Annotated in this window: 26 protein-coding genes and 1 pseudogene; 20 read left to right on the plus strand and 7 right to left on the minus strand. The window is 72.4% G+C overall.

Annotated elements, in window-relative coordinates; all coding sequences use genetic code 11:
* Positions 1-192: 192 nt before the first annotated feature.
* Together Ari01nite_RS04245 and Ari01nite_RS04250 are read left to right on the plus strand one after the other, a co-directional pair.
* Positions 193-759, plus strand: a complete 567-nt coding sequence (locus Ari01nite_RS04245) for an RNA polymerase sigma factor (protein WP_203780293.1) — start codon at positions 193-195, stop codon at positions 757-759.
* The gene (locus Ari01nite_RS04250; RefSeq protein WP_203779536.1) at positions 752-1678 is read left to right on the plus strand and encodes a CU044_5270 family protein; all 927 of its coding nucleotides are present in this window, start codon (positions 752-754) and stop codon (positions 1676-1678) included. The genes Ari01nite_RS04245 and Ari01nite_RS04250 overlap by 8 nt, the downstream gene beginning before the upstream one ends.
* Here the strand turns inward: Ari01nite_RS04250 and Ari01nite_RS04255 are convergent.
* Positions 1666-2394 (minus strand): pyrimidine reductase family protein, encoded by a 729-nt coding sequence (locus Ari01nite_RS04255; RefSeq protein WP_438872123.1) that lies wholly within the window; start codon positions 2392-2394, stop codon positions 1666-1668. The two genes, Ari01nite_RS04250 and Ari01nite_RS04255, sit on opposite strands and share 13 nt — an antisense overlap.
* Before the next feature lie 360 nt (positions 2395-2754).
* On the opposite strand from Ari01nite_RS04255, the gene Ari01nite_RS04260 reads away from it, so the two are divergent.
* Both Ari01nite_RS04260 and Ari01nite_RS04265 read left to right on the plus strand, forming a co-directional pair.
* Positions 2755-3477, plus strand: coding sequence for an ACT domain-containing protein (locus tag Ari01nite_RS04260; RefSeq protein WP_203779539.1), 723 nt, complete (start codon positions 2755-2757; stop codon positions 3475-3477).
* A gap of 123 nt (positions 3478-3600) precedes the next feature.
* A complete protein-coding gene (locus Ari01nite_RS04265; protein WP_203779541.1) occupies positions 3601-4644 on the plus strand; it encodes a GNAT family N-acetyltransferase in 1044 nt (347 codons plus the stop codon).
* On the opposite strand, the pseudogene bsaP reads toward Ari01nite_RS04265, so the two are convergent.
* A pseudogene (gene bsaP, locus Ari01nite_RS04270) lies at positions 4641-4871 on the minus strand (biotin synthase auxiliary protein BsaP); the annotation flags it as partial. The gene Ari01nite_RS04265 and the pseudogene bsaP overlap by 4 nt on opposite strands.
* Positions 4817-5812: a biotin synthase BioB gene (gene bioB / locus Ari01nite_RS04275; RefSeq protein ID WP_203779544.1), complete on the minus strand. Its 996-nt coding sequence runs from the start codon at positions 5810-5812 to the stop codon at positions 4817-4819. The gene bioB and the pseudogene bsaP, both read right to left, overlap by 55 nt.
* A gap of 86 nt (positions 5813-5898) precedes the next feature.
* Here bioB and Ari01nite_RS04280 point away from each other — a divergent pair, with 86 nt between their 5' ends.
* Together Ari01nite_RS04280 and bioD are read left to right on the plus strand one after the other, a co-directional pair.
* On the plus strand, positions 5899-7035 hold the full coding sequence (locus Ari01nite_RS04280; RefSeq protein WP_203779546.1) for an 8-amino-7-oxononanoate synthase: 1137 nt from the start codon (positions 5899-5901) through the stop codon (positions 7033-7035).
* 614 nt (positions 7036-7649) lie between these two features.
* Positions 7650-8366 (plus strand): dethiobiotin synthase, encoded by a 717-nt coding sequence (gene bioD, locus Ari01nite_RS04285; RefSeq protein ID WP_203780294.1) that lies wholly within the window; start codon positions 7650-7652, stop codon positions 8364-8366.
* A 275-nt stretch (positions 8367-8641) separates the two neighbouring features.
* On the opposite strand, the gene Ari01nite_RS04290 is transcribed toward bioD, so the two are convergent.
* Positions 8642-9472 (minus strand): PfkB family carbohydrate kinase, encoded by an 831-nt coding sequence (locus tag Ari01nite_RS04290; protein WP_203779547.1) that lies wholly within the window; start codon positions 9470-9472, stop codon positions 8642-8644.
* A gap of 165 nt (positions 9473-9637) precedes the next feature.
* On the opposite strand from Ari01nite_RS04290, the gene Ari01nite_RS04295 reads away from it, so the two are divergent.
* The 4 genes from Ari01nite_RS04295 to Ari01nite_RS04310 all read left to right on the plus strand — a co-directional run bounded on the left by Ari01nite_RS04295 (position 9638) and on the right by Ari01nite_RS04310 (position 13206).
* Positions 9638-10216 carry a GAF domain-containing protein gene (locus Ari01nite_RS04295; protein WP_203779549.1) on the plus strand — a complete coding sequence of 193 codons (579 nt, stop codon included), beginning with the start codon at positions 9638-9640 and terminating at the stop codon, positions 10214-10216.
* A gap of 76 nt (positions 10217-10292) precedes the next feature.
* Positions 10293-11204: a diacylglycerol/lipid kinase family protein gene (locus Ari01nite_RS04300; protein ID WP_203779556.1), complete on the plus strand. Its 912-nt coding sequence runs from the start codon at positions 10293-10295 to the stop codon at positions 11202-11204.
* A gap of 44 nt (positions 11205-11248) precedes the next feature.
* Positions 11249-12361, plus strand: a complete 1113-nt coding sequence (locus Ari01nite_RS04305; protein ID WP_203779558.1) for an NAD(P)/FAD-dependent oxidoreductase — start codon at positions 11249-11251, stop codon at positions 12359-12361.
* On the plus strand, positions 12358-13206 hold the full coding sequence (locus Ari01nite_RS04310) for an RNA polymerase sigma-70 factor (protein WP_203779560.1): 849 nt from the start codon (positions 12358-12360) through the stop codon (positions 13204-13206). The genes Ari01nite_RS04305 and Ari01nite_RS04310 overlap by 4 nt, the downstream gene beginning before the upstream one ends.
* On the opposite strand, the gene Ari01nite_RS04315 is transcribed toward Ari01nite_RS04310, so the two are convergent.
* Positions 13203-14300, minus strand: a complete 1098-nt coding sequence (locus tag Ari01nite_RS04315; protein WP_203779562.1) for an MBL fold metallo-hydrolase — start codon at positions 14298-14300, stop codon at positions 13203-13205. The genes Ari01nite_RS04310 and Ari01nite_RS04315 overlap by 4 nt on opposite strands.
* A gap of 72 nt (positions 14301-14372) precedes the next feature.
* Here Ari01nite_RS04315 and Ari01nite_RS04320 point away from each other — a divergent pair, with 72 nt between their 5' ends.
* The 8 genes from Ari01nite_RS04320 (at position 14373) to Ari01nite_RS04355 (ending at position 21704) form a co-directional block, all read left to right on the plus strand.
* Positions 14373-14969, plus strand: coding sequence for an LURP-one-related family protein (locus Ari01nite_RS04320; protein ID WP_203779564.1), 597 nt, complete (start codon positions 14373-14375; stop codon positions 14967-14969).
* A gap of 11 nt (positions 14970-14980) precedes the next feature.
* Positions 14981-16471: a deoxyguanosinetriphosphate triphosphohydrolase family protein gene (locus Ari01nite_RS04325; protein WP_203779565.1), complete on the plus strand. Its 1491-nt coding sequence runs from the start codon at positions 14981-14983 to the stop codon at positions 16469-16471.
* Between the two features lie 47 nt (positions 16472-16518).
* On the plus strand, positions 16519-17295 hold the full coding sequence (locus Ari01nite_RS04330; RefSeq protein ID WP_203779567.1) for an ArsR/SmtB family transcription factor: 777 nt from the start codon (positions 16519-16521) through the stop codon (positions 17293-17295).
* 27 nt (positions 17296-17322) lie between these two features.
* On the plus strand, positions 17323-17871 hold the full coding sequence (abmR, locus tag Ari01nite_RS04335; RefSeq protein WP_203779568.1) for an ATP-binding transcription factor AbmR: 549 nt from the start codon (positions 17323-17325) through the stop codon (positions 17869-17871).
* A 10-nt stretch (positions 17872-17881) separates the two neighbouring features.
* Positions 17882-18601: a HipA family kinase gene (locus tag Ari01nite_RS04340; protein ID WP_203779569.1), complete on the plus strand. Its 720-nt coding sequence runs from the start codon at positions 17882-17884 to the stop codon at positions 18599-18601.
* The gene (locus tag Ari01nite_RS04345; protein WP_203779570.1) at positions 18598-18966 is read left to right on the plus strand and encodes a DUF3037 domain-containing protein; all 369 of its coding nucleotides are present in this window, start codon (positions 18598-18600) and stop codon (positions 18964-18966) included. Before Ari01nite_RS04340 ends, Ari01nite_RS04345 begins: the two co-directional genes overlap by 4 nt.
* Positions 18967-19007: 41 nt before the next feature.
* The gene (locus tag Ari01nite_RS04350) at positions 19008-20075 is read left to right on the plus strand and encodes an ATP-dependent DNA ligase (RefSeq protein WP_203779571.1); all 1068 of its coding nucleotides are present in this window, start codon (positions 19008-19010) and stop codon (positions 20073-20075) included.
* A gap of 63 nt (positions 20076-20138) precedes the next feature.
* Complete coding sequence (locus Ari01nite_RS04355) at positions 20139-21704, plus strand: alpha/beta hydrolase (RefSeq protein WP_438872143.1); 1566 nt, start codon at positions 20139-20141, stop codon at positions 21702-21704.
* Here Ari01nite_RS04355 and Ari01nite_RS04360 read toward each other — a convergent pair.
* Positions 21655-22113 carry a potassium channel family protein gene (locus Ari01nite_RS04360; RefSeq protein ID WP_203779572.1) on the minus strand — a complete coding sequence of 153 codons (459 nt, stop codon included), beginning with the start codon at positions 22111-22113 and terminating at the stop codon, positions 21655-21657. The two genes, Ari01nite_RS04355 and Ari01nite_RS04360, sit on opposite strands and share 50 nt — an antisense overlap.
* A 47-nt stretch (positions 22114-22160) precedes the next feature.
* Here Ari01nite_RS04360 and Ari01nite_RS04365 point away from each other — a divergent pair, with 47 nt between their 5' ends.
* A complete protein-coding gene (locus tag Ari01nite_RS04365; RefSeq protein ID WP_203779573.1) occupies positions 22161-22616 on the plus strand; it encodes a GNAT family N-acetyltransferase in 456 nt (151 codons plus the stop codon).
* Here Ari01nite_RS04365 and Ari01nite_RS04370 read toward each other — a convergent pair.
* On the minus strand, positions 22613-24043 hold the full coding sequence (locus Ari01nite_RS04370; RefSeq protein WP_203779575.1) for a sensor domain-containing diguanylate cyclase: 1431 nt from the start codon (positions 24041-24043) through the stop codon (positions 22613-22615). The two genes, Ari01nite_RS04365 and Ari01nite_RS04370, sit on opposite strands and share 4 nt — an antisense overlap.
* 375 nt (positions 24044-24418) lie before the next feature.
* On the opposite strand from Ari01nite_RS04370, the gene Ari01nite_RS04375 reads away from it, so the two are divergent.
* Positions 24419-25705: an HNH endonuclease signature motif containing protein gene (locus tag Ari01nite_RS04375; RefSeq protein WP_239162469.1), complete on the plus strand. Its 1287-nt coding sequence runs from the start codon at positions 24419-24421 to the stop codon at positions 25703-25705.
* Positions 25706-25710: the final 5 nt, after the last annotated feature.

Here is a 25710-nt window from a genome sequence, read left to right on the forward strand (position 1 = left end):
TTGGCATTGGTTGTCCACAACTTCTGGTGGCCATCCACAGATTTATCCACAAGATCTTGCCCAAGCTGTGGAGGCACGCCCGACAATCGAACCGATCGCGGCCTATCGGCCAAGTACCGGGTGACAGTCATCCGACCGCCGAAGGGGTACGCGTATGAGACCGCCCGACCACCCGCAGCCGCGGTGACCGCCGTGGAGGTCGTGGACGACCACGACCTGATCCGGCGCTCGGCGACCGAGCCCGAGGCGTTCGGCCCGATCTTCGACCGGCACGCCGGCACCATCCACCGCTACCTGGCCCGGCGGGTCGGCCGCACGCTCGCCGACGACCTGACCGCCGAGACCTTCCTGATCGCCTTCCGCGGCCGGGACCGCTACGACCTGAGCCAGCCGGACAGCCTGCCGTGGCTGTACGGCATCGCCGCCAACCTGCTCCGCGGCCACCAGCGCACCGAGATCCGGCAGTACCGGGCACTGGCCCGGACCGGCGTCGACCCGGCCTACGACGACGCCGGCGACCGGGTGCTCTCCCGGGTCGCCGCGGCCGGCCGGGTCCGCGCGCTGGCCGCCGTGCTGGCCCGCCTGCCGGTCGGCGAGCGCGAGGTGCTGACCCTGGTCAGCCAGGCCCAGCTCAGCTATCCCGAAGTCGCCCGCGCGCTGGGCATCCCGATCGGCACGGTCCGGTCGCGGCTGCACAGCGCCCGCAAACGCCTCCGTGCCGCCCTCCCCGACCTCGCCGATGGGATCGACGATGAATGACCTCGACCTGATCAAGGAATTCCGCTCCGACCTGCCGCCGGCCGACCCGGCCGCGCTCGGCCGGGCCCGCGCCCGGATGTTCCGCGACCCGGCGCCGGGCCTCCGGTCTCCGGCCCGCCCCCGCCGCCGGTGGGCCTGGAGCCTGGTGCCGGCCGGCGTGCTGGCGGTCGCCGTCGCGGCGGCCGTCGTGGTGCTCCGCCCGCCGGAGACCGTCACCCCGCTGCCGCCGGACACCCCGTCGGCGCTGGGCGCGGCACAGGTGTTCCAGCTGGCCGCGGCCGGAGCCCGCAAGGAACCGGAGCTCAAGGCCCGGCCCGACCAGTTCGTCTACGTCCACTCCCGGGTCGCCTGGGCCAGCTTCAACCTCAGCGGAGGCACCTACACCCCGCCGAAGGACCACGAACGGCGGATCTGGCTGTCGGCCGACGGCAAGCTCCCGGGCCTGCTGCGCGAGGAGGGCCCGAACAGCAACGTCCCGCTCGACGCCAACGTGCCGCCCGCGTACCGCGCCGACCTGCCCACCGACGCGAAGGCGATGCGCGCCTACCTCTACGACGGCACGGCCGGCGACCCCAAGGGCCGGTCGGCCGACAGCCTGGCCTGGACCAAAGTCGGCGACACGCTGCGCGAGCAGTACCTGACGCCCAAGTCGGTGGCCGCCCTGTTCGAGGCCGCCGCCGGGATCGGGGGCGCCAGCAAGGTGAGCCAGGTCGACCTGGCCGGGCGGAAGGGCATCGCGGTCTCCCGCACCGAGTCCGGCGTCCAGCACGACATCATCTTCGACCGGAGCACCTACCGGTTCCTGGGCGAGCGGGACGTCGTGGTGGGCAAGGTCGACGACCTCCCGAAGGGCGCGACCATCGGCTGGACCGCGCAGCTCGAGGTGGCCATCGTCGACCGGGCCGGTCAGTTGCCCTGATCGACCGGTGGGCGGGCGTACCGCAGAAAAATCATGTCCTCCCGGGTGAGGACGTGGCGCAGCGACATGCTGCGCGGGATTCCCGGGGCCCCGGTCGCGATGCGGCCGGGGCCGCCGCCCACCAGCAGCGGCGAGACCGTCAGGCACAGCTCGGTGACCAGGTCGGCGGCAATCAGCGCGCCGAACAGCGCCGGCCCGCCCTCGCACAGCACCTGGCCGGCGCCCCGCGCGCGCAGCGCCGCCACCCCGGCGGCCAGGTCGACGTCGGCGTCACCGGCCGTGATCACCTCGGCGAACCCGGCCACCCGCTCGACCGGCGCGGCCCGGTGCGTCAGCACGATCGGCCGGATCGGCGCGTCCGCGAAGATCAGCTGCTCCGGGTCGAGGTCGAGCGAGCCCGAGACGATCACCATGAGCGGGAACTCGGGCAGGTCGTGCGCCCGGCGCCAGGTCCGCGCGCCGGCGGTCAGGCGCAACGCGTCGTAGTTTTCCGCCCGGACCGTGCCGGCCGCCACCACCAGCGCGTCGCAGGTCATCCGGAGCGTGTCGAAGATCTCCTTGTCGCCCGGTCCCTGCAGCCCCGCCGAGAGGCCGCCGACCGTGGCGGCGCCGTCCAGGCTCGCGATGAAATTCACCCGCAGGACCGGTTCGGGCGTACGCGGATAGAGCGCGACCAGGCCGTCGAGGTCGGACGGCCATGCGCGTAGCACGGTCACGGGCCGGGCGGGCCGGTGACCGGCGGGGTCGGCTCGGGTCGTTTGTGCTGGCAGTCGCACCACGAACCGCCCCGGCAGTCGTCATGCCGGCGGTCCCGGCAGGCCGGGCAGATCACCCGCCGATGGTAGCCGGATTCGCACGTTCTGCGGACCCCAGCGCGCGTCGTCGCAACTCGCGAGCGACCGGCCATAGGCTGATGGGCGCGGGCGAGGCCGGTACACCTCTTGACCGCCGGGCTTGACCGCCCGGGGCTTGACCGCCGGGACATGGCTCCGCAACCGGTGCGAAACGCCGATTTGGCAGTCTGGTCAACCACGGAGGCGGCATCGTCGTGCCGTCCGCACGACGGGAGGAGTTGCATGTTGCTGCGGGTTCGAGTCACCCTGCCAGACCGTCCCGGTGCCCTCGGCCAGGTGGCCCGCACGCTCGGTGTGGCCGGAGCCGACATCGTTCAGGTGATCGTCCTGGAACGGCTCGGCGGCCGCGCCGTCGACGACTTCACCGTGGTGTGGCCGGGCGCCGCCCGGGTGGAGCGGCTCCTCGCCGGCCTGGCCGCCATCCCCGGCGTGCAGGTCGACGGCGTGTGGAAGGCGATCGGCGCCCCGGTCAACGGCGGCCACGACGCGGAACTGCTCGCCCAGGTGGCGGCGAACCCGGCCGACGGCCTCGCCACCCTGGTCGACGCCGTGCCCGGGCTGCTCGCCGCCGACTGGGCCGCCGCCGCGGTGGTGCCGGCCGACTGGGCGGTCCGCTCCGGCGCACCCCGCCAGGTGGACAGCGCCGGCGACCCCACCATGGTGTACGCGAGCTGGCGGGCACCCGTCCCGCTCCAGCTGCCCGAGATCACCCCGTTGCGCGCCCGGCCGCTCACCGGCCCGGACCACACCCGGTACGCGATCGCGCCGTTCGGCCGCGCCGGGCTGGTGCTGGTGGTGGCCCGCCAGGACGAGGACGACCTGCCGGCCGCGGCCTTCCACATCACCGAGGTCGACCGGGTGGCACAGCTGGTCCGGGCCGCCGCGGTGATCCTCGGCGACCGGCTGGACGCGGCCAGCGAACCGGCCGCTGCTCAGGGTGTGTGACCCGGCTCTCTGTGATCGGCCTCTCGCCATAATCCCAGCTCAAGCAATGTCTGCTTAACAGCTGCGGTGCAGTATTGAACCCGGTAAGAACTGCTCACCTGACTCGCCGAAGGGAGTGCCGTCATGGCGCTGTGGCGGATCCGGGCAACGGTGGACGACCGACCGGGATACCTCTCCGTGCTGACCGCCAGCCTCGCGCTGCGGTCGGTCAACATCCTCGCCGTCCAGGTGCACACCACCGAGGCGGGCGCCGTCGACGACTTCCTGATCGACGCGCCCGACAACCTCACCGAGGCCGACCTGCACGCCGCGATCGCCCGCGGCCGCGGCCGGGACGCCTTCGTGGCCCGTGCCGAGGCCGAGGGTCTCGCCGACCAGCCGACCCGGGCGCTGGCCCTGGCCGGCCGGCTGGTGCACGACCCGGACGGCCTGGGCGAGGCGCTGGTGCACCTGCTCGACGCCACCGAGGTGCGCTGGCGTCCCGAGCCGCTGCCGGGCCGGCCCGGCTTCGCGGACGCCCGGATGACACTGGCCGACCCGGCCGGCGGCTCCTACGAGGTGCTGCGCAACCGGCCGTCGTTCACCCCCGCCGAATACGCGCGGGCCCAGGCGCTGGTCGAACTGTCCGGTTCGGTGCTGCGGCACCACCGGGAGCAGACCACGATGCTGCTGCCGGACGGCGCCGAGGTGACCCTGCGCACCGCCGGGCCGGACGACCTGGACGGCGTGCGCGGCCTGCACGAGCGCGCGTCCGCGGCCACCCTGCAGCGGCGCTACCTGACCGCGGGCGTCCCCGGCGAAGCCCGGCTGCGCCGGCTGCTCGAACCGCTCGGCGGCCGCACCCTGATCGCGGTCACCGCCGACGACCGGGTGGTGGCGATGGCCAGCCTGGTGGCCGAGGGCGACCTGGGCGAGATCGCGGCCCTGGTCGACGACGACTGGCAGCGGCGCGGACTCGGCACCGCGCTGATGCGCCGGCTGCTGGCCTACGCCGAGCGGGGCCGGTTCGCCGCGCTGGTGGCACACGCCGCCGCCGACAACGTGGCGATCCTGCGCACCCTGCGCCGGATGGGAGCCGGGCCGGCCGAGCGGGACGGCGGCATGGTCACCGTGACACTGCCGATCGCCGGTCGCCAGCCGGTGGAGGCTCCGGCCACCTCAAGCTAGTTGCGCACCGCGCCGTGCTCGACGCAGGCGGCCGTCCAGCCGGTCGGCACCACCTGCACCTTCATCCGGCGCCGGCACTGCCCGCAGTACCGCGGCGGCTCCAACTGGCGGGCCGCCGCGCACGCCGCGTGGTCACCCTCGGCGGCCGCTCCGCCGCACCGGTCGCAGTACATCAGAGCGTCGCCGACAGCGCCTTGACCGGCATCTTGAGGTCGGCCAGCAGGGCCAAGTCCTCGGTGGCCGGACGGCCCAGGGTGGTCAGGTAGTTGCCGACGATGACCGCGTTGATGCCGCCCAGCAGACCGTCGCGGGTGCCCAGGTCGCCCAGCGTGATCTCGCGCCCGCCCGCGTACCGCAGAATGGTTTTCGGCATCGCCAGCCGGAACGCGGCGATCGCCCGCAGCGCGTCCTTGCCCTCGACCACCGGCTGCTCGCCCAGAGGCGTACCCGGTCGGGGGTTGAGGAAGTTCATCGGAACCTCGTGCGGGTCCAGTGCGGCGAGCTGGGCGGCGAACTCGGCCCGCTGCTCGACCGTCTCGCCGAGCCCGAGGATGCCGCCGCAGCACACCTCCATGCCGGACTCGCGCACCATGGTCAGCGTGCTCCAGCGCTCCTCCCAGCTGTGCGTGGTGACCACGTTGGGGAAGAAGGAGCGGCAGGTCTCGAGGTTGTGGTTGTACCGGTGCACGCCCATCTCGACCAGTTCGTCGACCTGCGCCTGGGTGAGCATGCCGAGGCTGGCGGCGACCTGGATGTCGACCGCTTCCCTGATGGCCTTGACGCCCTCGCGCATCTGGTCCATCAGGCGCCGGTCGGGCCCGCGCACGGCGGCCACGATGCAGAACTCGGTGGCCCCGGTCGCGGCGGTCTGCCGGGCGGCCTCGACCAGCGAGGGGATGTCCAGCCAGACGGCCCGGACCGGGGAGGCGAACAGGCCGGACTGCGAGCAGAAGTGACAGTCCTCCGGGCAGCCGCCGGTCTTGAGCGAGACGATGCCCTCGACCTCGACCTCGGGGCCACACCATTTCATGCGTACGTCGTGGGCCAGCTGGAGCAGCTCGGTCAGGTGCTCGTCGGGCAGCCGCAGCACGTCGAGGATCCCCGCCTCGTCGAGACCGACACCGCTGGCGAGCACCTGGGCGCGAGCCCGGTCGAGGATCTCTGGCATGCCCCGACCCTAACAAGCCGTTGAGGGGCGGTGGGAGTGTCGGTGGTGGGTGATAGTTTCCCTTTCTCGTGATCGTGGGGGGTGCCTTGACGGGCTGGTTGGATGCGCTGGAGCGCCTCGCCGGGAGCAGGGCCAAGGCCGGGCTCACCCGTCAGTTGCGCCCGCGTCCGGCCGACGACTTCGTCGTCGATCTGGCCGGCAACGACTATCTCGGCCTGAGCGCCCATCCCGCGGTGGTCGGGGCTTCCGCTGAGGCATTGCGGGCGTACGGGTTGGGAGCCACCGGTTCCCGACTCGTACGCGGCTCCACAGAGGCCCACGCGGCGCTCGAGTCCGATCTGGCCGCCTGGCTGGGTGCGCCGGCCGCACTGGTCTTCTCCTCGGGCTACCTGGCCAACCTGGCCGCCGTCCGCGGTCTGTCGGCCGTGGCCGACCTGGTGGTGTCCGACGCCTACAACCACGCGTCCCTGATCGACGGCTGCAAAATCTCCGGGCAGCGTACGGTGGTCGCGCCGCACAACGACCCCGCGGCGGTGGCGGCCATTCTCGACGCCCACCCCGGCGCGACGGCGGTGGTGGTCACCGAGTCGGTGTTCTCGGTGGACGGCGACCTGGCCCCGTTGCCCGCACTGCACGAGGTGACCTCCGCCCGCGGCGCCCTGCTGCTGGTCGACGACGCCCACGCCGTGGGCATCCTGGGCCCCCGGGGCGCCGGCGCGGTCGCCGCGGCCGGCCTGGCCGGCCACCCCGACGTGATCGTCACCGCCACCCTGTCCAAGTCCCTGGGTGGCGCCGGCGGCGTGGTGTCGGCCCCGCGCCAGTTCATCGACCACCTGGTCGACACCGGCCGCACGTTCATCTACGACACGGCGCTGCCCCCCGCCGTGGTGGCCGGCGTGGCGGCGGCCATCCGAGTCGCCGCGGCCGCCGACGACCGCCGCGACGTGCTGCTGACACGCGGCGTCCACACCGTCGCCCGCCTGACCGCGGCGGGCTTCGAGGTCGCGCCCCCCGCTGCCGGCGTGCTGTCGGTGCTGGCCCCCGGCCCCGAGGCCGCGGTGGCATGGGCGGCCGACTGCCGCGACCGCGGCGTGGCGGTGGGTTGCTTCCGCCCACCGTCGACTCCGGACGGCACCTCCCGGCTGCGCCTGACCCTGAACGCCGGCGTGTCCGACGAGGACTTCACCCGAGCCCTGGACGTCATCGTGGAGTGCGCACCGTGACCACCGCCCGCCCACCCGACCCCACCTCCGCCGACCTGAGCGGCGTGATGGCCCGCCTCCCCGACGCGAACGTGGTCCTGAAGGGCTTCACCTTCCCACCCCTACCGTCCCAGCCCACGCCGCCACCCACCGAGGCACCACCCACCAAGGCCCCGGCCACCCCCCTCCCGCAAGATCCCCCGCCCACCGGCGAACCGGCGCCCGCCGCGCCTTCCCCGCCCGCCGCGCCTTCCCCGCCCGCCGCGCCTTCCCCGGCCGAGGTTCCTTCCCCGCCCACCACGCCTTCCTCCCGCCTCACGGATGCCGTCGCCGTAGCCCCCGTCCCAGCCATGGGCGACATTTCAGGAAATGTCGGTTCTACGCGGGACGATGCCGGTGCGTACAGCGAACCCATCACCGAGGATCCCCCGTCGGGGGACACCGATCTCCCGGGTAACGGCGCGGGCGACACCGCTGATCCAGCCGACGGGGAGGGCCCGGCCACCGGCAGAGGCGAACCGGCCGGTGGCCAAGACACGGCCGGCGCAGACGGAACCGGCGCAGCAGCGGCCGATGAATCTTCGGCTGTCGCGCAGGCGGCCCCGCGCCGGGCGGAGGCCGGCGAGTGGCGCGGCATCGTGGTCGTCACCGGGACCGACACCGACGTGGGCAAGACGATCGTGACGGCCGCGGTGGCCGCCGCCGCGCTGGCGTCCGGCCTGCGGGTCGCCGTCGTCAAGCCGGGACAGACCGGCATCGCCACCGGGGCACCTACCGACATCGAGGTGATCACTCGCCTGGCGGCGCCGGACACCACGCGCACGCTCGCCGAATACCCCGAGCCGATGGCGCCGCTGGCCGCCGCCACCGTGGCCAGCCTGCCGCCGCTGGAGCTCTACGAGGTGGTCGACGCCATCCGCGCCGAGGCCGACAAACACGACCTCGTTCTCGTCGAGGGCGCCGGCGGCCTGCTCGTCCCGATGGGCGTTCGACCCTCCGGCGAAGCCTGGACCGTGGCCGACCTGACCACCACCCTCGGTGCCAAGACCGTCGTCGTGGCCCGCGCCGGCCTCGGCACCCTCAACCACACCGCGCTGACCCTGGAGGCCCTGGACCGGCGCGGAGTCCCGGCCGGCGTCGTGATCGGAGCCTGGCCGGCCGAGCCCGACCTGGTGCACTGGGCCAACCTCAGCGACATGGTCCCGCACCTGCTCGGCGCCCTGCCAGCCGGCGCCGGCCGGATGGACCCCGGCGTGTTCCGCCGCTCCGCTCCCGGCTGGCTGACCCCCACCCTCTACGGCTTCCTCGACAACTGGCGCGTCTGGGCCGAAGAAGCCAGCGAAGGCCACTGACACACGCAGTCCGCGTAGCGCGCTTTCCCGCCTTCGTTGGCGTTTCCGCGCACCGCCCGATGGCGCTCGTCCGCGAGGCGATGTGGATCTGCTGTTCGGGGACAGTTCGGGGATGACCGTAGATCGCCAAGATCTGGTCCCGGCGGCCCACCGCCGCCCGGTTAAAGCGGCAGTTATCGGATATGTCCCGGCGGGTGTCGCGTGCGGGAGCTCGAGTCGCGGCTGGCCGCCGGTGACGACGCGTCATCGGGTCCCGGTCTGCGACAGCGCGGCTACTACCCCAATTGAGGCCGGCCGCTCACGTGCGCGACGGTGCTCCCCGAGGCGGCGCCGGCCCTCTTCGCCACCTCGGGGTAGGGCAGGCCGCGCAGCAGCGCCTCGGTCAGCGCCGCCGTGAACGAGTCGCCTCCGCCGGTGGTGTCGACGACCGGGCCCTGGCCCAGCGGGATTTTGATCTCGCCGTCCGGCCAGATCAGCGCGTTGCCGTCCGGCTCGGCCAGGGCCAGCAGCGACGGGCCGGCGGCCAGGGTCTCCCGGTTCAAGCCCTTCGCCTCGCGGGCGTCGGCCCGGAGCACGTCGGCGAACGCCAGGATCCGCTCGTCCTCGACCGCGCCGTCCAGCACCACCAGACGACCGGCCTCGTGGGCGATGCGGGCCGCGGCCAGGGCGGCTGCCCGCGGCTGCTGGAGTTGCACCAGCACGGCGTCGGCCGCAGCGATCACCGACCGTGCGGCCTCGACGTCGCTCTCGGTCAACAACACCTCGGGCGGCAGGTGCTCCACGTACCGCCAGTCGCCGCCCTCCTCCAGAATCTCGACGATCAGGCCGGTGAGCGCGCCGCGCCGGCGGATCACCGGGCGGGTGTCGATGCCGTCGGCGCGGGCCTGGGCGAGCAGCACGTCGCCGATCACGTCGTCGCCGGCCACCGCCACCAGGGCGGGCCGCACGCCGAGCTGGGCCAGTGCCACCGCCTGGTTGGCGCCCTTGCCGCCGAGCTGCTCGCGGCGGCCGGTGGCGGCCGCGGACGTGCCGGCCGCGGGCAGGCGGTCGACGGTGACGACTAGGTCACGGGCCAGCTGGCCGACGACCGTGGCGGTGTGGTCCATCTCCGAAGGCTATGTCCCACACCGTGTGCGACTTTCACCTTCGGGGCGCGCCGCGGCGAGCAATTCGCCCACTGAGAGCATTGCGGGACACCGGGGTGATTTCTAGGCTCCCAGGGACGTACCCAGTGACCGTGAGCTATCAGTCGTGTAATAGGGAGCTTCCCGATGACCAACAGCAACCCGGTGTCCTCCGACGCGTACGAATATCTGGACAACGTCGGGCCCGAGGAACAGGCGCGCCTCGAGGCCGTACGTCGCTACCGGCTGGTGGATCAGCCAGTGGAAGACGCCTACGACCGGATCGCGTACGTGGCGGGGGCGATCTTCGACACTCCGATCGCGACGGTCTCGCTGGTCGAGCAGGACCGGGTCTGGCTGGCCGCCTGCCAGGGCCTGACCGGGGTCCGCGAGGTCGGCAAGGAGCCGGGGCTGTGCGCGTCGGTCATCGCGCAGGACGACGTCTACGTGATCAACAACGCGGCCGTCGACCCGCGCACGCTGGAGCACCCGCTGGTGCGCGGTGAGCTGGGGCTGCGGTTCTACGCGGCGGCGCCGATCCGCACCCACGACGGGCACCGGCTGGGCACCGTCAACGTGATCGACAACCGGCCCCGGGAGGCCACGCCGCGGCAGTTGCAGGCCCTCGAGCATCTGGCCTCGATGGTCTCCGACGAGCTGGAGCTGCGCCTCATGGTGATCCGCAGCGCGGCCGCCGAGCAGCGCATGCGGGAAACGGTGTCTTGACGGGCACTGCCTGACGGGCGCCGTCTGACCGGAGCAGCCTGATTATTGATCGATAGATTCGGGTAGTGCGCAGGCCATGCGTACCCCCCGGAAGATCGCCGTGGTCGCCCATCAGCGCAAGACTCTCGACGGCGGCCTGGACGAGTTGCGCCGCCGGATCACCGACGCCGGCGTCGACGAACTGCTCTGGCACGAGGTCCCCAAGAGCAAGAAGGCACCGAAGCAGGTGCGCAAGGTCGTCGACGAGGGTGTCGACCTGCTGATCGTGTGGGGCGGCGACGGCATGGTGCAGCGTTCGCTGGACGTGCTGGCCCACCAGAAGGGCGGCAGCAAGGTGCCGGTCGGGATCATCCCGGCCGGCACCGGCAATCTGCTCGCCACCAATCTGGGCATCCCGCCCCGCCTGGACGAGGCGCTGGAGGTCGCGCTGCACGGCCGCCCGCACCGCATCGACCTGGGCAAGCTGGGCGGCGAGTACTTCGGCGTGATGGCCGGGGTCGGGTTCGACGGCGCGATGATCAACGACGCGGACCGGAACCTGAAGGACCGGCTGGGCAAGCTCGCGTACGTCTGGACCGGCCTGCGCCACGTGAACGGCGAGCCGGCCACCGCGCGGGTGATGATCGACGGCGTGAAGTGGTTCGACGACGAGGCCAGCTGCGTGCTGATCGGCAACGTCGGCAAGATCACCGGTGGTATCCAGGCGTTCGACGACGCCAAGCCGGACGACGGCTGGCTGGACGTCGGGGTGGCCACCGCGCAGGGCGCCCTCCAGTGGGCCCGCGCGCTGGGCACCATGGCGGTGGGCCGCTCGGACAACTCCCCGTTCGTCCGCACCACCCGGGCCCGCCGGGTCGACGTCAAACTCCAGTCGAAGATGCCGTACGAGCTCGACGGCGGTGCCCGCACGCTGACCAAGAAGTTCTCCGCCGAGGTCGCGCCGGGCGCCGTCAAAATCTGTCTGCCCCGCGTGTCACAGAACGGGTAGCCGCCGCCATCTCCTGGTCGTCACTTCGACCAGGGAGGTACGCGATGATCCTCGTTCTCGGTGCGGGCTACGCCGGGCTCGCCGCGGCGGTGCAACTGGCCGCCCGGCGGGTGCCGGTGACGCTGGTGAACGCGCAGGACCGGTTCACCGAACGGCTCCGGCTGTCGCTGACGGCGACCGGTCAGCAGGTCGCCGACCTGCGCATCCCCGACCTGCTGGCGGCCACGAGCGCGTCCTTCGTGCCGGGCCGGGTCACGGCGCTGGATCCAAAGGCGCATACCGTACGGGTGGACGACGAGCACACCCTGCACTACTCCACCCTGGTATACGCCCTCGGCAGCGTCGCCGACACCGCGGACCCGCACGCCTACACGCTGAACTCGGCGACGGACGCCGCCCGGCTGGCCCGCCGGCTCACCGGGCTGGACCGGGGCACCGTGGTCGTCGTCGGCAGCGGCCTGACCGGCGTGGAGTCGGCCGCCGAGATCGCCGAGCGGTTCCCGGCGCTGACCGTCGTGCTGGCCGGCCGCACCGAGCCGGGCGCCGGTCTGCATCCCCGCGCCCGGAAGCACCTGCTGGCCGCCCTGGACCGGCTCGGCGTCCGGCTGCGCGGCGGCGTCACCGGGCTGCACCCCGGCCGGGTCGACTTCGCGGACGGCACCAGCCTGGACGCCGACGCCGTGCTGTGGACCGGCGGCACCCGGGTCGCCCCGCTGGCGGCCGACGCCGGGCTGGCCGTCGACGGCAACGGCCGGATCGTCACCGACGGCACGCTGCGCTCGGTCTCACATCCCGACGTGTACGCCGTCGGCGACGCGGCCGCGATCCGCCAGCCGTACGGCCTCATGCATGGCACCTGTCAGGGCGGCATGCCCACCGGCGTGCACGCGGCGCTGTCGATCTGCGGCGGACCCCGGCCGTTCCGCTTCGGCTACTACCACACCCCGATCAGCCTGGGCCGGCACGACGCCGTGGTGCAGTTCACCCGCCCCGACGACAGCCCGCGCCGGATCGTCCTGACCGGGCGGCTCGCGGTCCGCTATAAGGAAGCGGTGACCGCCGCGCCCTGGCCCGCCTACCGCCGGATGCTGCGCCTGCCCGCCTCGGGCGCGTGGTGGCCGCGCGGCGGCCGGTTCACCCGGGCGGCGGCGCGATGACCAGCGACTTCGACCGGCATCGCGGCCTGCTCTTCGCGGTGGCGTACCGGATCCTCGGCAGCGCGGCCGACGCCGAGGACGCCGTGCAGGACGCCTGGCTCAGGTGGACCGCCGCGGACCGCACGCGGGTGGACGACCCGCGGGCGTACCTCTGCAAGATCGTCACGAACCTGGCGCTGGAGCGCCTGCGGGCGGCCAAGCGCCGGCGGGAGACGTACGTGGGACCGTGGCTGCCCGAGCCCATCCCCACCGACGCTCCGGTCGATGCCGAGTCGGTGTCGATGGCGATGCTGGTCGTCCTCGAGACGCTCAGCCCGCTGGAACGCGCCGTGTTCGTGCTGCGCGAGGTCTTCGACTTCAGCCACGCCGAGATCGCGGCCGCGGTGGAGCGCTCCGAGCCGTCGGTGCGGCAGGCGGCCCACCGGGCCCGGGAGCACGTACGCGCGCGGCGCCCGCGGTTCGCCGCCGACCCGGCCCGGCAGCGGGCGGTCACCGAACGGTTCGTGGCCGCGGCGACCGGCGGCGACCTGAACGCGCTGCTGGACCTGCTGGCCCCGGACGTGACCGTGTGGACCGACGGCGGTGGCAAGGTGCGGCACGCGCCGCGGCCGGTGACCGGCGCGCAGCGGGTGGCCGCGTGGTTCGCCACCCTGGGCACGGTCAGCTATGAAGGGGTGGCGCCGGCCGACATGCACGCCGAGATCGTGGAGATCAACGGCGCGGCCGGGCTGCTGTTCCGCGGCCCGGACCGGGTGGTCGCGACGATCACCTTCGACATCGGTCCGGACGGCCGGATCGTCACCATCTACAACGTGGCCAACCCCGACAAGCTGGGCGCGTTCTAGGCGATCTGCTGCCACCAGCCGTCGACCGCGGGCGGGTTGTCGACGTCGACGCGTTCCCCCGGGCGGGGGACGGCGAGCTTCACGTCGCGCGCCTTGGCCTCCCGCCAGGCCCGGTCGGCCGGCTCCGCCCAGTCGTGCAGGGCCAGATTGAACGTGGCCCAGTGCACCGGGATCAGCAGGCCGCCGCGGACGTCCACGTGGGTGGCCACGCCGTCCTCGGGCAGCATGTGGATGTCCGGCCAGGCGTCGCCGTACGCGCCGATCTGCACCAGCGTGACGTCGAACGGGCCGTGCTGCTCGCCGATGTCGGCGAAGCCGGGGAAGTAGCCGGTGTCGCCGGAGTAGAAGACCTTGCGGGACGGCCCCTTGATCACCCAGCTGGCCCAGAGGGTCTCGTCCCGGGTGAAGCCGCGGCCGGAGAAGTGCCGGGCCGGGGTCGCGAGGAACTCGATGCCGTTGACCCGGTGCTGCTCGTTCCAGTCCAGCTCGACGATGCGGGTGACCGGCACGCCCCAGCGCTCCAGGTGGGCGCCCACCCCGAGCGGCACCAGGAAGGGCGCGGCCTGGAGGTCGACCAGATTCTGAATCGTCTCCATGTCGAGGTGGTCGTAGTGGTCGTGGGAGATCAGCACGGCGTCCAGCGGCGGCAGGTCACGCAGCGGCACCGGCGGCTCGTGCAGGCGCTTGGGGCCGGTGTGCCGGGAGGGTGAGCAGCGGTCGCTCCACACCGGGTCGAGCAGCACCCGGCGGCCTTCGATCTCGACCAGCGCGGTCGAGTGCCCGTACCAGGTGACGTGCAGGCCCTCGGCGTCCAGGCCGGGTTTGGGTGCGACCACCGGAATGGGCTGGTGCGGGTGCCGGGCGTCGCGGTCGCGCAGGGTGGCGGCCAGGATGCGCGGCATCGAGCCGACCGTGACCTGGCTGGCCGGCACCGAGTTGCGGAACTTGCCCTCGGCGTACTGCGGTGACGCCTGCATCCGGGCCAGCCGCTCGCCCCGGGCCTTGGCGCCCATCTGGCGCGGGACCTCCCGCGCGAACCACGCCGCGGCCGCCGCGCCGATTGCCAGGGCCACCAAAGATCCTCGCTTCGCCATGAGCCAAGTTTGACCGGCCGGGCGGGCGTCTCGCCACCGAGGTGCTCAGGATCCCCACAGCCGGGCTGAGGTATGACAGACTGCCCGGCCGTGACAGTTCACACCCTTCAAGCGCAGCAACAGCTCATCATCCGTCAGCGCGTGCGGCTGATGGTCAACCAATACGAGGTCCACGCCGTCGGCCCGGACGGCGGCGAGGCGGGCCTGCTCGCGTTCGCCCAGCAGAAGCGGATGGCGTTCAAGGAGCAGGTGACGCTCTACACCGACGACACCAAGACCACGCCGGTGCTGGGCTTCAAGGCCCGCCAGGTGATCGACCTGGGCGCCACGTACGACGTCACCGACGCGGCCGGCACCCCGATCGGCCTGTTCCGCAAGAACTTCAAGGAGTCGCTGCTGCGGTCCACCTGGCACCTGGAGCAGCCCGGCTACGGCGAGATGATCGGCCGCGAGACCAACATGCTGGTGGCGATCCTGCGCCGGTTCGTCGACTCGCTGTCCTGGCTGCCGTACCACTTCGAGTTCCTGATCGGCGACCGGCCGGCGTTCTCGGTGGTGAAGAAGTGGGGCCTGCGGGACCGTTACGTGATCACGATTCACGACCCGCAGCTGGACCGTCGGCTGGTGGCGGCCATGTCGGTCGCGTTGGACGCGCTCCAGGCGCGGTAGCGTAGCGGGGTATGGACGATTCGCGAGCCCACGATTCACGAGCACAGAATCCGCGAGCTCAGCGGCTCTTCGGCGACAGCCTGATCGCTCCCGGTGATCTCGCCGCCAGCCCGTTCCGGGTCGACCGGGACCGGATCGTCAGCTCCCCCTTCTTCGCCAGATTGGCCGGCGTCACCCAGGTGATCAGCCCGGGCGGCGCCGGCCTGCTGGTGCACAACCGCATGACGCACAGCCTCAAGGTCGCCCAGGTGGCCCGGGCGATCGCCGAACGGGTCGCGCTCCGGCCGGAGAAATCTGACCTGTCCGAAAAGCTGGGCGGCTGCGATCCGGACGTCGTGGAGGCCGCCGCGCTGGCCCACGACCTCGGCCACCCGCCCTTCGGCCACCTCGGCGAACGGGTGCTCGACCAGCTGGCGCGGCAGCGGCTGCGGCTGCCGGACGGCTTCGAGGGCAACGCCCAGTCGTACCGCATCGTCACCAGCACCGAGATCCGCGGCCAGGCCACCATCGGCCTCAACCTCACCAACGCGGTCCGGGCCGCCATCCTGAAGTACCCGTGGACCCGGCACGACCGGGCCCGCTTCATGGACCCGCCGCCGCGCGGTGCCGCCCCGCCGCCGGACGACCCGGAGGGCGGCTCGGCCAAGTTCGGCGCCTACACCACCGAGCTGCGCGACCTGCGAGCCGCCCGGGCCCCGTTCGGCGGCCGGATCGCCGACTGGCAGCAGACCGTCGAGGCCAGCGTGATGGATACCGCGGACGACATCGCGTACGCCATCCATGATCTTGAAGATGTGCACCGGGTCGGCGTGCTGCAGCAGGGCGCGGTGGCCACCGAGCTGATGGCCTGGCAACGCTGGGGCACCCGGACCGACCTCAACCGGGCCGGCGGCGCCATCGAGTCGCTGCGCCGCCAGTTGCACCGCAAGGACGCCTGGATGGCCGACGACGACGCCTTCGCCGCCGCGGTGGAGCTGGTCCGGGCCGAGCTGGTGGACGGACTGCTGGCCCGGCCCTTCGACGGCTCGCTGGAGGCCGAGGCCCAGGTGGCGGCGTTCTCGGCGAGCTGGACCAGGCGCCTGGTCGAGTCGGTCGAGCTGACCGGTCAGCCGGCGGTGCGGTCCGGGCATGTGCAGCTCTCCCCCGCCCAGTGGCACGAGGTGCAGGTCCTCAAGTTCGTTCAGAACCGGTTCGTGCTGGAACGCCCCGACCTGGCCCTGCACCAGCGCGGCCAGGCCCGGCTGCTGGGCTCGCTGGTCGAGGCCCTGCTGTCCTGGCTCACCGACCCGGACGAGGAGCAGCGCATCCCGCGCCGGCTGCGCGACCTGGTGGAGCTGGCCGAATCCGAGCTGCCGGACGGCGCCACCGACCGGGTCGGCCGGGCCCGCGGGCGCGCGGTCATCGACTTCGTGGCCGGCCTCACCGATCACCAGGCGGTGGCGCTGATGGAGGCGCTGTCCGGCCGTTCCCGGCAGCTCTGGACCGACGCGTTCGTGCTCTGACCGGCACCCCTTGACGACATGCAGGTAATTACCTGCATAATGACCGGGTGGAGGACCTCGACCCGGTCTTCAAGGCGCTGGCCGACCCGTCCCGCCGCCGGCTGCTCGACAGCCTGCGCCGGTCCGACGGCCAGACGCTCGGTCAACTCTGCGGCCAGCTCGCGATGGCCCGGCAGTCGGCCACCCAGCACCTGGCCCTGCTGGAGGCGGCCAACCTGATCAGCACGGTCCGGCGCAGCCGGGAGAAGTTGCACTACCTCAACCCGGTACCTATCTACGAGATCCAGCGGCGCTGGCTGGCGCCGTTCGAACAGCCCCGGCTGCGCGATCTCGACGCCATCAAGCGAAATGCGGAGAAGATCATGGACAAACCCCATTACGTGTACGTGACGTACATCCACAGCACGCCCGAGCGGGTGTGGCACGCGTTGACCGACGCCGACCTGACCGGCGAGTACTGGGGCCACCGCAACGTGTCGGACTGGCAGCCCGGGTCGGCCTGGGAGCACCAGCGCACCGACGGCTCGGGCATCGCCGACGCGGGCGGCAAGGTGCTCGAGGCGGTGCCGCCGACCCGCCTGGTGATGACATTCGAGGACCCGGGCGGGACACCGGACCCGGGGGTGGTGACCTTCACGATCGAGCCGCACCAGGAGATCGTCCGGCTGACCGTGACCCACGAGAACCTGGCCGGCGAGGACGAACTGCGGGACATCTCCGCGGGCTGGCCGGCCGTACTCGCGAATTTGAAGTCGAAGTTGGAGACCGGGTCCGTCCTGCCGCAGGCGCCCTGGGAGATGCACGCCGAATTGCGCTCGCCGTAAGCACTGTAACGGTGTAAGCATGTAATCATGCGATTCCGACACGCCCCGCCCGGGGCCCGCCACGAACCCCCATCCGCCGACGACGCAGCAGCCTGGGTGACCGGAGCGATCCCGGACGGCTGGTTCACCGAACGGCCCGAGGTGATCGTCGACCGCGACGAGATCATCATCTGGGGCCGGGTGTCCGACCCCGACCTCGGCGCCGAGGCCACCGAAGCCGACCGGGCCGCCGGTCAGGCCGGCCGGATCAACCAGTTCCGCGAGGACACCCGCGACGACCGGATCCGGGTGGCCCGCCAGCTCGAACACCGCTACCAGCGCAAGGTCGCCTGGGGCCTGCGCTGCGGCGACACCTCCGAGTTGTTCACCCACCTGTCCGCGCCGGTGATGACCCGGCTGCGGCAGCCCGAGCGGCAGATCCTCGACACGCTGGTCGACGCCGGGGTGGCCCGGTCCCGGTCGGACGCGCTCGCCTGGTGCGTCAAGCTGGTCGGCCAGCACACCGAGGAGTGGCTCGGCGACCTCCGGGCCGCCATGACCAAGGTCGACGAGTTGCGGAAGCAGGGACCCGTCTAGGGTGATCGGCGTGTTGCGCCAGGTCACCGCCGTCCGTTATGTCACTCCGCTGCGTGAGGGTGGATCCCTGCCCGGCGTCGTCGAGGCCGACGACCTGGGGACGTACGTGGTCAAGTTCCGCGGCGCCGGACAGGGGCCCAAGGCGCTGGTCGCCGAGGTGATCGCCGGCGAGCTGGCCCGGCGGCTCGGGCTGCCGGTGCCGGACCTGGCCGTGGTCGACCTCGATCCGGTCGTCGCCCGGGCCGAGCCGGACGAGGAGGTGCAGGAGCTGATCAAGGCCAGCGCCGGCGCCAACCTCGGAATGGACTTCCTGCCCGGCGCGCTCGGCTACGACCCGGTGGCGCACGACGTCGACCGGGCGCTCGCCTCGCGGGTGCTGGCCTTCGACGCATACGTGGAAAACGTGGACCGCAGCTGGCGGAACCCCAACCTGCTGATCTGGCACGGCGACCTGTGGCTGATCGACCACGGCGCCACCCTCTACTTCCACCACAACTGGCCGCGGGCCGAAGCGGTCGTGCACCGCCCGTACCGCTGGGACGATCACGTGCTGAAGCCGTACGCGCAAAAGCTCGCCACCGAGGGGCCGGCCCTGGCCGAGCGGATCCCGGCGCTGCTGCCCGAGGTGATCGACCTGGTACCGGACGAGTGGCTGGACGACGGCGACCGGGCGGCGTACCTGTCGCACCTGACGGCGCGGGCGGCGCGGCCGGAGGCGTGGCTGCCGTGAAGATCCCCTACGAGTACGCGATCATCCAGGCCGTGCCCCGGGTGGAGCGCGGCGAAGTGATCAACGTGGGTGTCCTGCTCTACAGCCAGCGCGCCGGGTTCCTGGCCGCCCGCACCCACCTCGACCCGGAGCGGCTCCGCGCGCTGGACCCGGACGCCGACGTGCCGGCGATCGCGGCCGCCCTCGCCTCCTGGGAGAAGACCTGCTCGGGGGCGGGGGCCGCAGCCGAGATGAAACCCGGCGAGAGGTTCCGCTGGCTGGTGGCGCCGCGGAGCACGATCCTGCGGGCCGGGCCGGTGCACATGGGTCTGGCCGCCGATCCCGCGGCTGAGCTGGAGCGCCTGGAGGGTTTATTGGTCCGCTGAGGGGCCGGACAGATCTTGAGGGCGCGGGGCAGACTGTAGCGATGCAGCTGCCGATCAATCCGCCGGTCAAGCCCATGCTCGCCAAGCCCGTCGCGGACATCCCACCGGGCCAGATCTACGAGCCCAAGTGGGACGGCTTCCGCTCGATCGTCTTCCGGGACGGTGCCGAGGTCGAGATCGGCAGCCGCAACGAGAAACCGATGACCCGCTACTTCCCCGAGGTCGTCGAGGCCGTGCTGGCCAACTTCCCGGAGCGGGCGGTGATCGACGGCGAGGTGATCGTGGCCGACACCGCGCGCAACACGCTCGACTTCGAGGCGCTCCAGCAGCGTATCCATCCGGCCGCGAGCCGGGTCAAGCTGCTGTCCGAGCAGACCCCGGCCGGCTTCGTGGCGTTCGACCTGCTGGCCATCGGGGACGAGGACCTCACCGAACGGCCGTTCGCCGAGCGCCGGGAACGCCTGTTGGAGGCGCTGCGGCACGCCAAGCCGCCGATCTACACCACGCCGGCGACCGACGACCTGGACACGGCCCGCCGCTGGTTCGCCGAATTCGAGGGCGCCGGCCTGGACGGGCTCATCGCCAAGGGCCGCGACCTGGTCTACCAGCCCGACAAGCGGGTGATGGCCAAGATCAAGCACAAGCGGACCGCGGACTGCGTGGTGGCCGGCTACCGGGTGCACAAGTCGGCGGACAACCGGATCGGGTCGCTCCTGCTGGGGCTCTACGACGAACGCGACGTACTCGTCTCGGTGGGGGTCATCGGTTCTTTCCCGATCAAGGTCCGCGAGGAGTTGTTCGAGGAGATGCAGCCGCTGGTGACGCCGTTCGAGGGGCACCCGTGGGACTGGGCGGCGCACATGCAGGGCGAGCGCACCCCGCGCAAGAACGAGGTGAGCCGGTGGAACAACGGCAAGGACCTGTCGTTCGTGCCGCTGCGGCCGGAGCGCGTGGTCGAGGTGCGCTACGACTACATGGAGGGCATCCGGTTCCGGCACACCGCGCAGTTCGAGCGCTGGCGGCCCGACCGGGACCCGCACACCTGCACGTACGAGCAGCTGGAACGGCCCGTCCAGTTCAACCTGGCCGAGGTGCTGACCAGCCGCTGAGAACGGCTTTCAGGCAGACCGGCTAGCCTCGTGCCCAGCAAACCGTGCCGTCGAAAGGCCCGTATCGTGCCGCGTCGCTCCCGTCTGGCTGCCGGACTCCTCGCCGCCCTGGTGGCGGTCACGTCCGGTGGCTGCACCGTGCCCACGTTCGCGCCGAACGGGGCCGGCGAGGTGCTGCCCCGATCCGGAGCCAGCGCCGACCCGCGAACGGACACGAACTGGAAGCCGTGCCCGGAGATCCCGCAGGAATTGGTCGGCCGGGGCGCGAGCGACATGACGTATTCCTGCGCGTCGGTCACCGTGCCGCGCGACTGGACCAACGCGGGCAGCGGCGAGACGTACTCGATCGCGATGATCCGGATCCGGTCCAACACCCAGCAGAACCGGATCGGCTCGCTGCTGATCAACCCGGGCGGCCCCGGCGGCTCCGGCATCGACACCGCGGTCTATCTGTCCTTCGGCGAGCGGCTCGGCGGCCTGCCCACCGAGATCACCAACCGGTTCGACATCATCGGCTTCGACCCGCGCGGCGTCGGCCGGTCCGACCCGGTCAAGTGCATCGACGCCGACGACCAGGACGCCAGCTTCGCGGCGCCGCCCGACCCGGTGACCCCCGAGCAGTTCGACGACCTGGTGGCGCTCAACCGCAAGATCGCCGACGGCTGCGGCGGCAAGTACGGCCGCCAGCTTCCGCTGTTCTCCACCGAGCAGGCCGCCAAGGACATGGACGCGCTGCGCATCGCGGTCGGCGACGACAAGCTGTCCTACCTGGGCTACTCGTACGGCACCCTGCTCGGCGCCACCTACGCCCAGCTCTACCCCACCAACATCCGGGCGATGGTGCTGGACGGCGCGGTCGACCCCAAGCAGACCTTCATCGAGGGCTCCGAGTCGCAGGCCAAGGGCTTCGAGCGGGCGTTCACCAACTTCAGCAACTGGTGCAAGGCGACGCCGGACCGGTGCCCGATCGCGCCGGACGCGCGCAAGGCGGTGACCGACGCGCTGGCGGCCGCCGACAAGGACCCGATCGAGCACACCGACGGCCGCAAGGCCACCTCCGGCTGGATCTTCGTCGCGGTGATCTCGTCGCTCTACACCGAGACCGGCTGGCCGGCGCTGGCCGCCGCGATCGCCGGGCTCAAGCAGGGCAACCCGCGCGGCGTGTTCACGCTCGCCGACCAGTACACCGAGCGCAAACAGGACGGCTCGTACACCAATCTGTTCGACGCCAACCTCGCGGTGAACTGCGCCGACACCAAGGACGCGCCGGACATCGACGAGATCCGGCGGCTGCAGGGCGAGTGGCGGCAGAAGTACCCGCTGTTCGGTGCGGCGCTCGCGGTCGGGATGCTGCCCTGCACGTTCTGGCCCGGCGACCGCGACCCGTACCCGGCCGGCGCGGCGACCGGCGCACCGCAGATCCTGGTGGTCGGCACCACGGGCGACCCCGCGACACCGTACGAGAACACCGCCGATCTCGCTTCGATGCTCGGCGTCGGCCGGGTGCTCACCTGGGAGGGCGAGGGCCACACCGCGTACCCGAGCACCAAGTGCGTCGTCGACGCGGTGGACGGCTACCTCATCGATCTCCAGGTGCCGCAGGAGGGTCTGCGCTGTCCGGCAAAGTAACTCCGTCCCGTTCGGCGATCGCCTCGAGCAGCGCGCGCACCCGGCGCAGGTTCCGCTTGAGCTCCTCCTGCTCCTCGTGCCGGAACGCGTCGGTGTCCACGATCAGCTTGCTGGCGAAGTGCGCGGTGATCAGCGGGATGACCAGCAGCACCATGACCGAGATCAGCAAACCGGCCAGGATCCGGGCCTGCCAGCTCTCCGGGGAGATGTCGCCGTACCCGACCGTCGAGGCGGTGACGATCGCCCACCACAACGCGTCGCCGATCGAGCCGGTGTCCTCGAAATAGTGGTACAGCAGCCCGCAGATGACGATCATCAGTGCGTAGGCGAGGATCAGCTTGCGCGGCGAGTTCGCCAGCCAGACGATCACCCGGTAGGTCAGCCGGAACGGCGTGAGCAGCACATGCATGGCGTCATCGTGCCTGAGCCGGGCTCGCGTGTGTGAGACTGCGGCTCATGAAATTCCGGCTCGCCGGGCGCGCCGACGTGCCCGCCATCCTCGAGTTGCTCGCCGACGACGAGATCAGCCGGTCCCGCGGCTTCGGCGCCGTGCCGGAGGAGGCCGACGCGGCGACGTGGGCGGCCTTCGAGGCCATCGACGCCGACCCGGCCAACGAACTGATCGTCGGCGAGCACGACGGCGACGTGGTGGCGACCTGCCAGCTGACCTTCATCCCCGGCCTGAGCCGCGGCGGAGCCTGGCGGATGACCATCGAGGCGGTCCGGGTCCGCGGGGACCGTCGCGGTGCGGGGATCGGCAAAAAGCTGATGGCGTACGCGATCACGCGCGCCCGGGAGCGCGGGTGCCGGATCGTGCAGCTGACCACCGACAAGCGCCGGGCCGAGGCGCAGCGGTTCTACGCCGGCCTGGGCTTCGTCGCTTCCCACGAGGGGATGAAGCTGGCCCTCTAGGGTCCGCCCGGCGCCGTCCGGCGGATGGCGTACTCGGGCTCGGCGTGCACGACGAACTGGTTGCGGCCCTGGCGCTTCGCGCGGTACATGGCCTGGTCGGCGTGCCGGAGCAGGCCGCGGGCGTCGGTGCTGCCCGGCGGCGCGAGCGCGATCCCGACGCTGCACCCGACCCGGACCGGGCGGCCGTCCACGACCAGGTCGCGGTCGACGCCCGCGATGATGCGCCGGGCCACCGCGGCCGCCTCGTCCGGGTCTTCAAGGTCGTCGAGCAGGACCCCGAACTCGTCCCCGCCCAGCCGGCCCACCAGGTCGGGCCGGGGCACGCAGGCCCGGACCACGTCGCTGATCAGCGCCAGCAGGTGGTCGCCCACCTCGTGGCCGTGGGTGTCGTTCACCGGCTTGAAGCTGTCCAGGTCGAGGAAGAGCAGGCCGACGGGCCGCGGCGGCTCCGCGTCCAGCGCCTCGCCGGCCGCCCGCCGGAAGGCGGAGGCGTTGAGCAGGCCGGTCAGCCCGTCGTGGGTGGCCGCGTACGCGGTGCGCTCGCGGACCGCGCGGTGCTCGGTGACATCGCGGTGATGGGCGACGATGCCGCGCACCGCCGGGTCGTCGAGCAGGTTGCGCACCGTGGTCTCGTGCCACCGCCAGGTGCCGTCGCCGGTGCGCACGCGCAGTTCGGCGCGGTGCGCGGTGGAGCCGTCGGTGGTGTGCACGCGCTCGCGCAGCCCGGCCGCGACGGCCGCGTCGTCCGGGTGCACGAGATCCCACATCACCCGGCCCAGCAACTGGTCGGGCGGCTGCCCGACGACCGTCCGCGCGGCCGGGCTGGCATAGGTGATCTCGCCGTTCGCCGCCCAGACGACGATCATGTCGGTGCCGTCGTGGACGAGCGCCTTCATGCGCTCCTCGCTGCGGCGCAGGGCGAGGTCGGCCCGCTCCCGCCGGTGCACGCTGCGGCCGAGGACCCGGCAGGTGGTGGCCGTGCCGACGGCGATCAGCGCGGCAGCGCCGTGCACCTCGGGCTGCGGCAGGTAGGAGTACACCCAGCCGGCGGCGACCGCGATCTGGCCGAGTAGCAGCGTGCCGACGCTGCCGGCCACCGCCGGGCGCCACGCCCGCGAGCCGGACCAGCCCAGGTGCATCGACAGGATGTGCAGGTGCGCGACGGCCAGCAGCGGTCCCCAGCCGAGCAGGTACATCACCAGGCTCACCTGCACCATGTGGCCGCCGACCCGCAACCACAGCCGCCGGCTCAGGTCGCCACCGGCCAGCCGGCGCTGCACCTGGGGCTGCTGATAGAGCATGCCCCCCAGCAGGGCGGTCGCTGGCATCCAGAGCGGGGCGCGGCCGGCCAGGTCGAGCGCGTGCAGCACGGCGACGACGACGAGTACCAGCGCCGGTTCGACCCCGTGCCGGAGGTAGTCCGCCACCCTTCGCCAACCAGGCCGCATGTACCCCTGATCGGCAGGCGCGGTGCCCAATTGAGATAGGGCATGTCGCCCTGGCCGGCCTTCTCGTCGCGCTGCGACCACTCCAGCAGCGGCGTGAGGTCGTGAGCCAGGCCGTCGATCGCGGCGTGCGGGTCACCGACCTTGGCGAACCGGGCCGGCACCCGGTCCGGGCTTGCGCTGCTCGACCTCGCGGGCCAGCGCGATCGCCCAGCGGCTCTACACCGGGCTGGCTTCGTGGCCTCGCACGAGGGGCATGAAGCCGGCCTGGCGGTCCGGTTTGGGTGGTGTGCCGGATGGTGTGGGTCGATCTTGGGGGATCCGGGTTTTGTCGTACGGGTGTTCTAATTTGGCCGGGTGCTTGGGGATGTGCAGCGGCTCCGCGCCGACACCGCGCAGGTGGCGGGGTCGGCCATGTGGTCGTTGTCCGACGACGAGCTGATCCCCTGCCTGCGCGAGGCATACCTGCTGGTGCAGGTCGCGCTACTGATCGTGGTCCGGCTGGTGCAGGTGGCTTGCGGGCGGGGTGTGCCCGGCACTCAGGGGCATCGCACCGCGGCCGGGTGGTTGCGCAGCCAGTTGCTGATCGACCACGGGCCGGCCCGCGAGCTGGCCGATCGGGCGACCGCGCTGGTCAACCGCCCCAATGTCGAGCAGGCCCTGCTCGACGGTGCGCTGGACCTACGGCAGGCGGGTGCGGTCGCCGACGCGCTGGAGGCGATCCCGGGCGACCTCGCGGTAGTCGGCGAGGACGGCGAGCCGGTCCCGGACGGTGCGCTGATCGCTGACCAGGCCGAGGCGTTCCTGATCGAGAAGGCTGCCCACTTCCCCGCCGAGCAACTGCGACGGCTCGGCGAGCGGATCCTGACCCACGTAGCTCCGGAGATCGCCGAACGGGTGGAGGCGGCCGCGCTGCGACGGCAGGAGGCCCGGGCGCACGCGAAGCGCGGCTTCACGTTGACGCGTCCGTACGAGGGGGTGGTCCGGGTTTCCGGGTCGTTCACCGTGGAAGATGCCGAGACCGTGACGGCCGCCATCGAACCGCTGTGCGCGCCGCTGCCCGAGGACGACCGATTGCCCGCCCAGCGCCGCGCCGACGCGCTGGTCGACGTGTGCCGGCTGGCCATGAAGGGCGGAGATCTGCCGGACAGCGGCGGCGAGCCGGCTCAGGTGATGGTGACAATCCCGTTCGATCCGATCGCCGGCCTGCTGGGGGCCGGGATCACCGACGGCGGTGACCGGATCTCCGCGGCCACGGCCCGGCGGCTCGCGTGCAACGCGCGGATCGTGCCGGTCGTGCTCGGCGGCAAGAGCCAGATCCTCGACGTCGGCCGCGCCTGCCGCCTGGCCACCGCCCCGATCCGGCGTGCCCTGGCGGTGCGGGACGGCGGCTGTGCCTTCCCGGGCTGTGACCGGCCGCCGCGCTGGTGCGACGCGCACCACCTGCACCCGTGGTCCGCCGGCGGGGTCACCAGCCTGGACAACCTGGTCCTGGTCTGCCGTCACCATCACCGCGCGCTGCACGAGCCCGCGCTGGGCTGGGCGGCCCGCTTGGGTGCGGACCGCCTGCCCGAGTTCATCCCGCCGGTCTGGGTCGATCCGGCTCAGGCCCCCCGGCACAACCTCTACCACCCGCGTAAGTGAGTCCC

The sequence above is a fragment of the Paractinoplanes rishiriensis genome (genome assembly GCF_016862375.1).
Classification (GTDB): Bacteria; Actinomycetota; Actinomycetes; order Mycobacteriales; family Micromonosporaceae; genus Actinoplanes; species Actinoplanes rishiriensis.